General features: G+C 68.6%; 11 protein-coding genes. 6 read left to right on the top strand and 5 right to left on the bottom strand.

From position 1 onward, the window contains the following. The first annotated feature begins 34 nt into the window (after window positions 1-34). Entirely contained in the window at window positions 35-1,615 is a 1,581-nt protein-coding gene (locus tag IFT82_RS13970) for a long-chain fatty acid--CoA ligase (protein ID WP_192127901.1), read from the top strand. A gap of 47 nt (window positions 1,616-1,662) precedes the next feature. Here IFT82_RS13970 and IFT82_RS13975 read toward each other — a convergent pair whose 3' ends face one another. Beyond that, window positions 1,663-1,878 carry a hypothetical protein gene (locus IFT82_RS13975; protein ID WP_192127809.1) on the bottom strand — a complete coding sequence of 72 codons (216 nt, stop codon included), beginning with the start codon at window positions 1,876-1,878 and terminating at the stop codon, window positions 1,663-1,665. Beyond that, complete coding sequence (locus IFT82_RS13980) at window positions 1,875-2,948, bottom strand: PA0069 family radical SAM protein (RefSeq protein ID WP_192127811.1); 1,074 nt, start codon at window positions 2,946-2,948, stop codon at window positions 1,875-1,877. Before IFT82_RS13980 ends, IFT82_RS13975 begins: the two co-directional genes overlap by 4 nt. Before the next feature lie 49 nt (window positions 2,949-2,997). Between IFT82_RS13980 and IFT82_RS13985 the strand changes: the two genes are divergently transcribed. Further along, entirely contained in the window at window positions 2,998-3,336 is a 339-nt protein-coding gene (locus tag IFT82_RS13985; RefSeq protein ID WP_192127813.1) for a VOC family protein, read from the top strand. A 479-nt stretch (window positions 3,337-3,815) separates the two neighbouring features. Here IFT82_RS13985 and moaB read toward each other — a convergent pair whose 3' ends face one another. From moaB to IFT82_RS14000, 3 genes are read right to left on the bottom strand one after another with little or no spacing between them, the layout of a single operon-like run. Beyond that, window positions 3,816-4,343, bottom strand: a complete 528-nt coding sequence (moaB, locus tag IFT82_RS13990; RefSeq protein WP_192127815.1) for a molybdenum cofactor biosynthesis protein B — start codon at window positions 4,341-4,343, stop codon at window positions 3,816-3,818. Further along, on the bottom strand, window positions 4,343-6,529 hold the full coding sequence (locus IFT82_RS13995) for a transglycosylase SLT domain-containing protein (protein ID WP_192127824.1): 2,187 nt from the start codon (window positions 6,527-6,529) through the stop codon (window positions 4,343-4,345). The genes moaB and IFT82_RS13995 overlap by 1 nt, the downstream gene beginning before the upstream one ends. Continuing rightward, window positions 6,526-7,329 (bottom strand): uracil-DNA glycosylase family protein, encoded by an 804-nt coding sequence (locus IFT82_RS14000; RefSeq protein ID WP_192127903.1) that lies wholly within the window; start codon window positions 7,327-7,329, stop codon window positions 6,526-6,528. The genes IFT82_RS13995 and IFT82_RS14000 overlap by 4 nt, the downstream gene beginning before the upstream one ends. 98 nt (window positions 7,330-7,427) lie before the next feature. On the opposite strand from IFT82_RS14000, the gene IFT82_RS14005 reads away from it, so the two are divergent. The 4 genes from IFT82_RS14005 (at window position 7,428) to recA (ending at window position 12,686) form a co-directional block, all read left to right on the top strand. Further along, on the top strand, window positions 7,428-9,083 hold the full coding sequence (locus IFT82_RS14005; RefSeq protein ID WP_192127826.1) for an electron transfer flavoprotein-ubiquinone oxidoreductase: 1,656 nt from the start codon (window positions 7,428-7,430) through the stop codon (window positions 9,081-9,083). A 1-nt stretch (window position 9,084) separates the two neighbouring features. Then, entirely contained in the window at window positions 9,085-10,656 is a 1,572-nt protein-coding gene (locus IFT82_RS14010; RefSeq protein WP_342355117.1) for a tetratricopeptide repeat protein, read from the top strand. Further along, window positions 10,653-11,504: a 4-(cytidine 5'-diphospho)-2-C-methyl-D-erythritol kinase gene (locus IFT82_RS14015; RefSeq protein WP_192127828.1), complete on the top strand. Its 852-nt coding sequence runs from the start codon at window positions 10,653-10,655 to the stop codon at window positions 11,502-11,504. Before IFT82_RS14010 ends, IFT82_RS14015 begins: the two co-directional genes overlap by 4 nt. Before the next feature lie 111 nt (window positions 11,505-11,615). Next, a complete protein-coding gene (gene recA, locus IFT82_RS14020) occupies window positions 11,616-12,686 on the top strand; it encodes a recombinase RecA (RefSeq protein WP_192127830.1) in 1,071 nt (356 codons plus the stop codon). Window positions 12,687-12,911: the final 225 nt, after the last annotated feature.

Raw genomic sequence — 12,911 nt, forward strand, 5'->3', positions numbered from 1 at the left:
GGGGCCAAAGGGGAGAGGATCGTTGTTGAACACCATGCAGGACGTGGAACTGCGCGTTCCCCGTATCCTTGATCACGCAGCGCGCGAACACGCTACCCGTCCGATCGTCACGCGCTGGGCCGATGGTCGCGAGACGCGAACCGACTGGGCCGGTATCGCGCATGATGCCCGCCGGCTGGCGCAGGCGCTGGAGCGGCTGGGGATGCGGCCGGGCGACCGGATCGCCACGCTGGCGATGAACCACGCGCATCATCTGGTGGCATGGTACGGCGCGATGGGGATGGGCGGCATCATCCATACGCTCAACCCGCGCCTGTTCGAGGATCAGCTCGCCTTCATCATCGGCCATGCCGACGATCGCATCCTGCTCTACGATCGCGCGTTCCAGCCGCTGGTCGATCGCCTCCGCCCGCGTTGCCCGACGATCGAGCATTATGTCGTGATGGACGGGGAGGGGGCCGGTACCCTCCCCGACCTGATCGCGGGCGAGGATGGCGATTACGCCTGGGTGGAAGGGGGGGAGCGCGATCCCTGCATGCTCGCCTATACCAGCGGCACGACCGGCGATCCCAAGGGCGTGCTGTACACGCACCGGTCGTCGGTGATCCACGCGCTGACGGTCATCACCCCGGCGATCTTCAACCTGTCGTCGCGCGGGATCGTGTTGCCGGTGGTGCCGATGTTCCATGCCGCCGGCTGGGGTCTGCCGTTGGCGGTGCCGATCGCGGGCGCCAGCTTCGTCTTCTCTGCGGTCAACGAGCCGGCGGTGCTGTGCGATCTGATGAACCGTGAGCGGGTGACGCATTCCGCCGGGGTGCCGACCGTGTGGCTGGGCATGTTCGCGCATATCGATGCCGGCAATCCGCCGCCAGCGCATCTGCAACTCGCCAGCATCGGCGGGTCGGCCGCGCCGCGTGCGATGATCGAGCGGTTGATGGGGATGGGCATGGACGTGTCGCATCTGTGGGGCATGACCGAAACTTCCCCGGTCGGCACCGCCGGCCAGCGCCCGCCCGAATGGGACGACATGCCCCGCGCCGCGCAACTCGACCGCACCGAGAAACAGGGGCAGATCCCCTTCGGCATCGAACTGCGCATCGTCGACGATGCCGGCGTCGAACTGCCCCGTGACGGCACCAGCGCCGGCCGGCTCCAGTGCCGTGGCCCATGGGTCGTCCGCCGTTATTACCGGGCGGAAGCGGATGCGATCGATGCGGAGGGGTGGTTCGACACCGGCGACGTCGCGGTGCTCCACCCCGACGGCACCATGCAGATCACCGACCGGATCAAGGATGTCATCAAGTCGGGTGGCGAATGGATCAGTTCGGTCGATCTTGAAAATGCCGCGATCGGCTGTCCCGGCGTGGCGGAGGCGGCGGCGATCGGCATTCCCCATCCGCATTGGGACGAACGCCCGCTGCTGCTGGTCGTCCGGAAGCCCGGTGCCACCGTCGATGGCGATGCGATCCGTGACCATCTCGCCACGCAGGTCGCGAAATGGTGGCTGCCCGATGCCATCGTCTTCGTCGACGACCTGCCGCATACCGCCACCGGCAAGCTGCTCAAGACCGAACTGCGCCGTCGGTTCCGGGATCATGCGGCGGTGATCCCCTGAATGGGGGAGGGGGCGGAGCGTCGCGAACGATACCCGCCCCCAGAGGATTACTCCTCGTCCTTGCCGGCCTCGCCCTGCGTGCCGGCATTGTTGCCATAACCCGCGCCCGATTCTTCCACCGTGGCATCGTCGGCATCCGTCTTCACCGGCTGCGGCGTCTGCTCATCCTTGTCCTGATCCGGCATGATCGTCTCCATCGTCATGACCCCGGCATCGTCCGGGTCCGGCATGTCAACGCCCGCGCCCTGCGGGAATATCCTCACCCGAACAACTCTCCCTGCGGCCCGGCGGGTGGACGGAACAGGTCGCAGCGCAGCGCGATCCGTTCCCGGTTCAGCCCGTGCCGCCGGACCGCGATGGCGAAGCGGGTCCGCATCAGGTCCGCCCATGGCCCGCGCCCCTGCATCCGCGTGAAGAAGCCGGGGTCGTTGTCCCGCCCGCCCCGCAAACTCTGGATCGTCGCCATCACCTTGCCCGCGCGATCGGGAAAATGCTCGTCCAGCCACGCGCGGAACAGCGGCGCCACCTCCCACGGCAATCGCACCGGGATGAAGAACACGCGGGTCGCGCCCACCATCGCCGCCCGCTCGACCAGGTGCTCCAGTTCGTGGTCGGTGATCGCCGGGATCACCGGCGCGACCGAGACATAGGTCGGCACCCCCGCCTTGCTCAGCCGCCGCACCGCCGCCAGCCGCCGCTCGGGTGTCGGCGCACGCGGCTCCAGCGTCGCGGCGATCGTCGGATCGAGCGAGGTGATCGACACGCACACCGCCGCCAGCCCGCGCGCCGCCATCGGGGCCAACAGATCGAGATCGCGCACCACCCGGTCCGACTTGGTGGTGATCGTCACCGGATGGCCAGTTTCGGCCAGCACCTCCAGCACGGTGCGCGTGATCCGCCAGTCGCGTTCGATCGGCTGATAGGGATCGGTGTTCGTCCCCAGCGCCATCGGCCGCACCTCATATCCCGGCTTGCGCAGTTCCTCCCGCAGCAGCGCCGCCGCATCGGGCTTGGCGAACAGCCGGCTTTCGAAATCCAGCCCCGGCGACAGGTCGTGGAACGCATGGCTGGGCCGGGCGAAGCAATAGATGCAACCATGCTCGCACCCCCGATACGGATTGATCGAGCGATCGAACGGTACGTCGGGCGACGCGTTGCGGTTGATGATCGTCCTTGGCCGCTCGATCGTGACGGTGGTGCGCAGCGGTGCCGGCGCCTCGTCAAGATCGCCGCGCAGGTCCAGCCAGTCCCCATCCGCCTCGGTAACAGGCAGGTTGAACCGCCTGCTTTCTGCGTTCAGTGTAGCCCCACGCGATGATCGAATCATGGCCATTGCGAAATGCTATCCGCCGTGTCAGAACATAGCAAGAACAATGGGGGCGATGAGGGCGCGGATAAATTATCTCGAACTGCCGGTGACGGACACCGAAAGCGCCAAGCGTTTCTATGCGGCGGCGTTCGGCTGGCGCTTTACCGATTTTGGTGGGACCTACGCCGCGACGACGACCGGCAACACCGATATCGGTTTTCAGGCCGACCCGGTGGAAAAGACTGCTGCCCTGCTGCCGGTCATCGATGTCACCGACCTCAATGCGACCCTCGCCGCCGTGGCACAGGCCGGCGGCACGATCACGCTGCCCATCTTCGCCTTTCCCGGCGGCCACCGTTTCCACTTCCGTGATACTGACGGGCATGAACTGGCGGTAATGCAGGCAGGGTGAAAATTTGCCGGTGTAAGGCGGGCAGCGCCGATGAGTGCTGAAGGCGTCGGATCAAACCAGCGCCGAATGCAAAAAAATCCGCATAATATCGCGATGCGCAGGCTTTGGTGGAATGTCTTGATAGCGAATTGACCATCAGGAAAATTCGGTTCGGTATGGGCATAACCCAAGGTCAAGCCCGCTTGGACGATGTAAACTCATATGGGAAGATTGATGCTTCCTGACACAAAGCTGGAGTCAGATGGCATCAGAGTGATCCGTCATTGCGAGCGTAGCGAAGCAATCCAGTGCCAGACCAGGACGCCCTGGATTGCTTCGCTGCGCTCGCAATGACGAACATCTGGATCAACCTCATGTCATTCCGCGTTAGGTTGGCCGTTTTACAACCCATTTAATGAGGCGGCCTGTGGTAATGAACGTCTGCAACCAGCGAAGACGCAGCAACCTCAAACGTGCCCAAGTGAATGCGTCTTGTTGCTCTATCGCTCCATCAACCGCGGCATGAGTTCCACGAAATTGCAGGGGCGGTGGCGGCTGTCGAGCTGGTCCTGCAATATGCCATCCCACCCGTCCTTCACCGCGCCGGTCGATCCCGGCAACGCGAAGATATAGGTGCCGCCCGCCACCGCCGCACAGGCGCGCGACTGGACGGTGCTGGTGCCGATCTTGGCATAGGACAACCAGCGGAACAGTTCGCCGAAGCCGGGGATCATCTTGTCGGCGACCCGCTCCACCGCCTCCGGCGTCACGTCGCGGCCGGTCACGCCGGTGCCGCCGGTGGTGACGATCACATCGATCGTCGCCGACGCGATCCAGCCGCGCAGGCGGACGACGATCGTGTCGACATCGTCGCGCTCGATCGCCCGGTCCGCCAGCACATGCCCCGCCGCCGTCAGCCGTGCGACCAGCGTGTCGCCCGACCGGTCCTCGGCCAGTCCGCGCGTGTCGGATACGGTCAGCACCGCGATGTTGACCGGGCGGAACGTCCGGCTTTCGTCGATCGGCATCAGTCGATCGACGCCTGGCCGATTGCGCTGACCGCCGCACCGACGATCGCCTGCGGCTGCATCGCCATCGCCGCGCCCGCCTGCCGGAGCAGATCGGTATCGACCATCGCCCCCGCCGCCGCCGCGACCGCGCCAGGGATCGCCTTCATCATCGATGCCACGCGCTGCACGGACGTCTGGCGGGCGGCCTTCGCGACGACCGGCGCCGCCTGCGCCGTCATCGGCGGCACCGTCGTCACGGGTGCGCCCTTCATCGGCACGGGCAGGCCGATCGCGGGCATCCTGGCCGCCGCCACCTGCGTTGCCGTCGCGACCTGCGCCGCCGGTGCGACCGTGCGCGCCACCAGCGCCGCCGGCGCACGTACCCGCACCGCCGGAGTGCGCGGGATCGCCGCCAGCATCGTCGGCCCGTTGCCGCCGGTGCCCGCCGGGGTCATCCGCACCGCCGTCGCCCCGGACAGGCCGGGGAAGCGCGGCCACAGCCCCTGCGCCAGCGCGTTGCGGCTGGCCGGCGCGGCCTTGCCCGCGCGCGTTTCGTACATCCAGTAATTGCGCAGCACCGTCGTCACATAACCGCGCGTCTCCCAATAGGGGATGCTTTCGATATACAGCAGCGGATCGCCGCCATCATGGACGATCGCGTTCCATTCGCCGACCGGCTTCGGCCCGGCATTGTACGCGGCGATCACCTTGGGCAACAGCCCGCCGGTCAACCCCATGTCGCGCAGCCGCTCCAGATGGCGCTGGCCGATATCCATGTTGGTGGAGGGTCGGGACAGCGCCGCCTTGTCGATGCTGGTCCCGCGTTCGCGCGCGAAATCGGTCGCCGCGGCGGGCATGATCTGCATCAGGCCGTACGCCCCCGCCTGGCTGGTCACCTTCGATCGGAACCGCGATTCCTCCAGCGCATGGGCATAGACCAGCGCCTTGTCGACCCGCCAGCCGCTGTCCGGCGTCCAGTTCGGCGCCGGATAGCGTGCCTCGGCCGCCGTCGTCACGCCGGCGGGCGTGTTGTGGGCGAGGAAGATGGTGGTGGCCGGCAGATCGAGCGTCTCGGCCAGCCGGACGAGGCTGCCGAACTCGGCCGGATTGCCGATCTTTGCCTGTTGCCGGATCACGTCGTCGGCCAGGTCGCTTTCGCCGATTTCGGCCAGCGCCGCCGCGACGCGGATATTGGGTCGCTTGTCGAGCGTGGCCCAGTCCGCCGCGCGCAGTCGCTGCGCATGGTCGGCCCCGTCGTGCAGACCCAGTGCCTGCCGCGCGAGCTGGCCGTAGAAGCTCTCGCCGAACTGCGCCGCCGCCTTCAGCCGGCCTTCGATCCGGTCGGGCCGCGCGCACACCATGTCGGCGCGCGATGCCCAGTAGAGCCCGGCCGCGCGCAGATCGACGTCGCTCGCCCGCGCCGCCACGCCCTCGAACCCGGCTTCCGCCGCCGCGCAGTCCCGCTGCCGCCACGCCGCCAGCGAAGCCATCCAGCGGCCCTGTACCGCCCAGTCGCCGACGCCGCCTGCGGCCAGATCGCCCAGCTCGCGGGTCTTGGCGTCCTCGCCGCGCAGGAAATACATCCACGCCACCCGCGCCCGCCACTCGGTCGTCGCCTCGGCCGACAGGCCGCCGGTCGACACCAGCAGCGCCTCCGCCGATACGCCGTCGTCCGCCTTCACGAAGGGCTGCATCCGCTGCGCCAGATCGGCGGCGACCATGTCGCTGGCGGTCGCCTTGGTCCGCACCCGGCGGGGGGCGCCATCCTGCCAGATCAGCCGCTGCGCGCTCGGCAGCGGGGGCAGGCCGGTGGCGCCGCGTGCGGTCGCGATCCGGCGCAGCGCCTCCGCCTGCGGCAGTTCGGGGGCCTGGTTGATGAGGTCGGTCAGCGGTTGCAGGTCGACGCGCGGCGATCCCTTGGCGGTGTAGAGTTCGGCGCGGGCCACCGTGTGGAGCGGGCCGGGGGGCATCGCGTCCAGCCCGATCTGCGCATCCTGCCAGCGCTTTTCCCGGATCGCGGCGAACACCGCGCGATATCCGTCGCGCTGCGCGGTGTTCAACTGCGCCGGCACGCTGGCCGCCGCCGCCGCCGCGCTGCGGGTTTCGCCGGACGGTGCGGCCCCGCCGTTCACGCCCGCCGCCGCCGCCAGTGCGGGGCACGGGAGGGTGGCCAACACCGCCACGATCGCCAGAGTGCGCATCATTGCTTCCAGTCCTTCACCAGCAATTGCAGGTCGCGCCAGCTTTCCGCCTTCATCGCCGGCCGCTCGATCAACAGGCGCGGGTGCAGGCTGGCGACTACCCCCGTCGTGCCGGCCCCCGTCGTGCCGGCCCCCGTCGTGCCGGACTCATGGTTGAAGGCGCGTAAATCACCTTTTGCGGCCTGCCGGTCCATCCCCAAAACCGCCCGCGCGGTCGCATCGCCCAGCAGCAGCAGCCGTTCCGGCGCGACGAGGCCGATATGGTGCCGGGCCACCTCGCCCAGCCGTGCCTCGATCTCGCGCGGCATCCGCCCGGCGGCGGGGCGACGCGCGCAGACCGCCGCGACATGCACCGTCTCGCGCGACAGCCCGATCGCGGCCAGCATCCGGTCGAACAGCCTGCCGGTCGTGCCCGACAACAGCGCGCCGGCATCGCCGTCCTCGCGGTCCGGGCAATCGACCAGCACCATTATTTTCGCATCCGCCGGTCCGCTCGCCGCCAGCGACACGCCGCTCCATGCCGCTTCCGGCGCGTCCGCCCCCAGCCGCCATGCGGCGAAGGCTTCCAGCGTCGCAGGCAGGGCGGCCGGGGCGGTGGCGGCCGGGGCTGCGATCGTGCCGGCCGTTACGGCAACCGGGGCCGGCGGCGCGGCGAACCAGTCGCGCACCCCGTCGTCGACCAGCACGTCGACGCCCGCCTCCCGCCACCAGTCGAGCGCGCTCGCCCAGTCGTCGGCGGTCAGGCCGGTGGCATTGTCCCTGTCGAGTTTGCTGATCGCCCCCACCGCGTAGTCATGCTGCATGGTTGACGTGGCGGTCAACTTGTCGGATCGCCTTACCGGACAGGATGTTGCCGACCCGCGCCCAACCGGGACGATCGCGAGGCGGCTGGAGAGCGAGCATGAACGAACGCGAGTCGATGCCCTATGACGTGGTGATCGTCGGCGCCGGCCCGGCCGGACTGTCGGCGGCTATCCGCCTCAAACAGCTGGCGAACGAAGCGGGCAGCGAACTGGCGGTCTGCGTCCTCGAAAAGGGGTCGGAGGTCGGCGCGCATATCCTGTCGGGCGCGGTCATCGATCCCCGCGCGATGGACGAACTGCTCCCCGACTGGCGCGACACCGATTGTCCTCTCGCCGAGACGCCCGTCACCCAGAACCACCACTGGGTGCTGACCGCGACGAAGAAATACAACCTGCCGCACCTATGGACGCCGCCCTTCCTCCACAACAAGGGCACCTACACCTGTTCGCTGGGCAATCTGTGCCGCTGGCTGGCCGGCCGGGCGGAGGAACTGGGGGTCGAGATCTTCCCCGGTTTCGCCGCCGCCGAAATCCTGTTCGACGATGACGGCCGGGTGAAGGGCGTCGCCACCGGCGACATGGGCGTCGCCCGCGACGGTACGCACAAGGGCGATTACACGCCGGGGCTGGAAATCCACGCGAAATACACCTTCTTCGCGGAGGGCGTGCGTGGCCACCTGACCAAGGAGGTGATCCGCACCTTCGACTTGGCGAAAGACGCGCAGCCGCAGGTTTACGGCCTCGGCGTCAAGGAATTGTGGGATATCGAGCCAGGCAAGCACGAACCCGGCAAGGTGGTCCACACCCAGGGCTTCCCGCTCGGCGACGATGCGAATGGCGGCGGCTGGATCTATCATCAGGCCGGCGGTCAGGTGTCGATCGGCTTCGTCACGTGGCTCGGCTACACCAATCCGCATATCTCCCCCTTCCATGAGATGCAGAAGTGGAAGACGCATCCGGCGGTCGCCGATCTGCTGAAGGGCGGCAAGCGCGTGTCCTACGGCGCACGGGCGATCAACGACGGCGGGCTGCAATCCATTCCGAAGCTGGTCTTCCCCGGCGGCGCGCTGATCGGCTGTTCGGCGGGCTTCCTCAACGTGCCGCGCATCAAGGGCACGCACGGCGCGCAGAAATCGGCGATGATGGCCGCCGAGGCCGCGTTCGAGGCGATCGCCGCCGGCCGCGAGCATGATGAACTGTCCGCCTATCCGGCCGCGTTCGAGGGATCGTGGCTGCACAAGGAACTGTCGGTCGTCCGCAACGTCGTGCCGCTGGTCAAGAAGTTCGGCGACTTCCTCGGCTCCGGCCTGTCGGGCATCACCATGTGGGCGGAGCATCTCGGCCTGAAGATGCCCTTCACCATGAAGCATCATCCCGATCACGAAAGCCTGTGGCGCGCCGATCTGGTCAAGCCGCCCGTCTATCCCAAGGCGGACGGCGTGCTGACCTTCGATCGTCTGTCCTCGGTGTTCCTGTCGAACACCAATCACGAGGAGGATCAGCCCGTCCACCTGACGCTGCGCGATCCGGCGATCCCGATCGAACACAACCTGCCCTTGTACGACGAGCCCGCGCAACGCTATTGTCCGGCGGGCGTGTACGAAGTGGTGGGGGCGGAGACGGACGATCCCCGGTTCGTCATCAACGCCCAGAACTGCGTCCACTGCAAGACGTGCGATATCAAGGACCCGACCCAGAACATCAACTGGGTCGTCCCGGAAGGTGGCGGTGGCCCGAATTACCCGAACATGTAGCGTGATCGCCGCCCTGCTCGCCGCCGCCACCGCCTCGGTCGGTGTCGCGCGGGCCGATACCGGGCGGCCGGACGGCGATCTCGGCGCCTATCTGCGGGCGCGGGTCGCGGAGGATGCGGGGCAGGGGGATGATGCCGTCGCCGGCTATGCGGCCGCGCTGGCCCATGCGCCGCGCAACCCGGTGATCGCGATCCGGGCGTGGCGCGCCGCGCTGGCGGTGGGGGATGTGGCCCTGGCCCGACAGGCGGCCGCTGCGCTCACCGCCGCCGGCCTCGCGCCCGACGATGCCGCGCTGCTGCCGCTGGCCGATGCCGCCCGCGCCGGTGATCCTGCCGCCGCCACCCGCGCGCTGGCGGCGATCCAGGCGGGGCGGCTGCGCATCCTCGTCCCCGCGCTGCGTGCGTGGATCGCCGCGACGACCGGCGGCGACGGCCTCGCAGTCGAGGCACCGCAGGACGACGCCATCAGCCGCCGGCTGCTGGGCGAAACCCGTGCGCTGCTGCTGATCGCCGATGGCCGCCGGGCAGAGGGGATCGCCGCGATCGGGGCGATCGGCGGCCCCGTGCCGAACGGCCTCCACCTCGCCGCCGCCGAACTGCTCTACGGCGCGGGGCAGGACGAGGCGGCGGCGACGCTGCTCGGCCGTCGCAACGGCCAGATCGCCGCCGCGCGCGCCGGCGCCACGGGCAGGCCGACGCTGGCGTTTGCAGTATCACGTCTGTTGATGCGCCTGGCCGACGATCTGGGCGGCGACCAGCCGAGCGGCCTCGCACTGGCGCTTTCCCGCCTCTCGTTGCAGGCGGACCCCGGCTATGCCCGTGCCCGTCTGTCGCTGGCGGAACAGCTGGCGCTCGCCGACGATCGCGACCGCGCGCTGGCCGAACTGGCGCTGGTCCCGGCCGATGGCCCGCTCGGCGCGACCGCCGCGGGCCGCCGCATCGCCCTGCTCGACGACGCCGACCGGACCGACGACGCGCTGGCCGCCGCCCGCGTCCGGGCGACCTCGCCGGACGCCGTGCCGGTCGATCGTGCCCGCTATGCCGACCTGCTGGTCGCCGCCGACCGCCCCGCCGAATCGCTGCTCTTCTATGCCGCGATCCTGAAGGGGGACGAGGGCAACGGCGCGGCATGGTTCCGCTATGGCATCGCGCTGGACGAGGCGGGGCGCTGGCCGGCGGCGCGCAAGGCATTGCGCCGCGCGCTTGCGCTCGCGCCGGACCAGCCGACCACGCTCAACTATCTCGGCTATGCACAGGTTGAACGCGGCGAGGATCTCGCCGCCGCCACCCGCCTGCTCGAACGCGCCCATGCGCTCGGCCCCGACGACGCCTCGATCGCCGATTCGCTGGGCTGGGCCTATCACCGTCGCGGCGAAACCGTGCGCGCGCTGCCCCTGCTCGAACGCGCCGCCGCCGGCGAGCCGGCCAATGCCGAGATCGCCGAACATCTCGGCGACGCCTATTGGACGCTCGGTCGCCGGTACGAGGCGCGCTATGCCTGGGCCGCCGCCGCCGTCACCGCCGATCCCGCCGCCACCGCGCGCCTGACCACCAAATCCGAGAACGGCCTGTGATCGTCGAACCCGCCCCCGCCAAGATCAACCTGGCGCTTCATGTCCGCCACCGCCGGCCGGATGGCTATCACGAACTCGAAACCCTGTTCGCCTTCGCCACCGATGGCGATCTGCTGACGGTGGACCATGCCGGTGCCGATGATTTCCGGATCGACGGTCCCTTCGCCAGCGCCCTGACGTCCTCCCCTGTTCAGGGGGAAGGGGCGGTTTCCGACGACAACCTCGTGACGCAGGCCCGCGACGCCTTCCGCCGTGCCTTCGGCATCGATCGTCATTACGTCATCCGCCTGACCAAGAACCTCCCCGTCGCCGCCGGGATCGGCGGCGGATCGGCGGATGCGGCCGCCACCTTGCGCGCGCTTGCCCGGCTGGGTGGCATCGCCCTCGCCGATCCCCGCCTCCACGCGATCGCCGCCACGCTGGGGGCCGATGTGCCGCCCTGCCTGATCGGGCGGACTGCGCTCGGCACCGGCCGGGGCGACGATCTTGCGACCCTCACCGGCCTGGCCGGCACGCCGCTGCTGCTGGTCAATCCCGGCGTCGGCGTATCGACCGCGGCGGTGTTCGCGGGCTGGGACGGGGTCGATCGCGGCGCGCTGCCCGGTGGCGATCTGCTCGCGCGGGCACGGGCCGGCCGCAACGATCTGGAGGTGCCCGCCACCGCACTCGCCCCGGTCATCGCCGAAGTCCGGGCGCTGCTGGATGCCGCGCCGGGCATGATCCTGTCGCGCATGTCCGGTTCGGGCGCGACCTGTTTCGCGCTGTTCGCCGACTCCGCTGCCTGCAATGACGCCGCTTCCGCGGCCGGCGCGCGGGGGTGGTGGAAGCTGGCGACGACGATGGCCTGACCCAGCCTCGATTCCGCCGAGTTCCCCTCTTGTTCCAGAAGAACAAAGCATATACATGGAACATCGACGCGTTGCTCCGGCAATGCAGATGCTCTAGCGATGGGACCTTCGATGGCCGCTAATCTGAAAGTGATCGACTCCGTGGCAGCAGCAGCAACCGACCGGCAGAAGGCGCTCGACGCCGCGCTGGCCCAGATCGACCGTGCCTTCGGCAAGGGGTCGGCGATGAAGCTCGGCTCGAAACAGTCGATGGAGGTCGAGACAATCTCGACCGGGTCGCTCGGCCTCGATATCGCGCTCGGCGTCGGCGGCCTGCCGCGCGGCCGCGTGATCGAGGTATACGGCCCTGAATCCTCGGGCAAGACCACGCTGGCGCTGCACGTGATCGCCGAGGCGCAGAAGACCGGCGGCACCGCCGCCTTCGTCGACGCCGAACACGCGCTTGACCCGGTCTATGCCAAGAAACTGGGCGTCAATATCGACGAACTGATCGTGTCGCAGCCCGACACCGGCGAACAGGCGCTGGAGATCGTCGACACGCTGGTCCGCTCCAATGCGATCGACGTGCTGGTAGTCGATTCGGTCGCCGCACTGGTGCCGCGCGCCGAGATCGAGGGCGAGATGGGCGACAGCCATGTCGGCCTGCAGGCCCGCCTGATGTCGCAGAGCTTGCGCAAGCTGACCGGTTCGATCAGCCGTTCGCGCTGCATGGTGATCTTCATCAACCAGCTGCGCATGAAGATCGGCGTGATGTACGGCAACCCGGAGACGACGACGGGCGGCAATGCGCTGAAATTCTACGCATCGGTCCGCCTCGACATCCGCCGCACCGGCGCGATCAAGGCGGGTGAGGAGGTCACCGGCAACGCCACCCGCGTCAAGGTGGTGAAGAATAAGGTTGCGCCGCCGTTCAAGCAGGTCGAATTCGACATCATGTATGGCGAGGGCATCTCGAAGATCGGCGAGATCCTCGACCTCGGCGTCAAGGCCGGGCTGGTCGAGAAGTCGGGATCGTGGTTCTCCTACGACTCGGTTCGCATCGGGCAGGGGCGTGAGAATGCGAAGACCTATCTCCGCGACAATCGCGAGATGGCCGACCGCCTCGAACGCGCCATCCGTCAGCGCACCGAAAAGGTCGCCGAGGAACTGATGGTCGGCCCCAGCGAGGAAGACGACGTCTGATCCCGTTATCTGATGACGGTCAGTAGACCATGACGACGACGAAGGGCCTGCCGGCAACGGTGGGCCCTTCTGGTTTTGGCCCCCTGCCGAAAAGTACCTGTAGGATGCGACTTTCGTGACTTTCCACCGGGTACCCTGCATCGTCTTGCGTCATGGCAGGGAGCGAAACGATGCGGCAATCGGGAGCCTGTACCCGCCTCCGTCCGGACAGCGTGGCTACACCGG

Source organism: Sphingomonas sp. CFBP 8760, from assembly GCF_014841615.1.
GTDB lineage: Bacteria > Pseudomonadota > Alphaproteobacteria > Sphingomonadales > Sphingomonadaceae > Sphingomonas.

Bases quoted from the DNA above. Each gene is read 5' to 3' on its own strand.
- IFT82_RS13970 (WP_192127901.1), top strand. From the start codon at position 35: ATGCAGGACGTGGAACTGCGCGTTCCCCGTATCCTTGATCACGCAGCG.
- IFT82_RS13980 (WP_192127811.1), bottom strand. From the start codon at position 2,948: ATGGCCATGATTCGATCATCGCGTGGGGCTACACTGAACGCAGAAAGC.
- IFT82_RS13985 (WP_192127813.1), top strand. From the start codon at position 2,998: ATGAGGGCGCGGATAAATTATCTCGAACTGCCGGTGACGGACACCGAA.
- moaB (WP_192127815.1), bottom strand. From the start codon at position 4,343: ATGCCGATCGACGAAAGCCGGACGTTCCGCCCGGTCAACATCGCGGTG.
- IFT82_RS13995 (WP_192127824.1), bottom strand. From the start codon at position 6,529: ATGATGCGCACTCTGGCGATCGTGGCGGTGTTGGCCACCCTCCCGTGC.
- IFT82_RS14000 (WP_192127903.1), bottom strand. From the start codon at position 7,329: ATGCAGCATGACTACGCGGTGGGGGCGATCAGCAAACTCGACAGGGAC.
- IFT82_RS14005 (WP_192127826.1), top strand. From the start codon at position 7,428: ATGAACGAACGCGAGTCGATGCCCTATGACGTGGTGATCGTCGGCGCC.
- recA (WP_192127830.1), top strand. From the start codon at position 11,616: ATGGCCGCTAATCTGAAAGTGATCGACTCCGTGGCAGCAGCAGCAACC.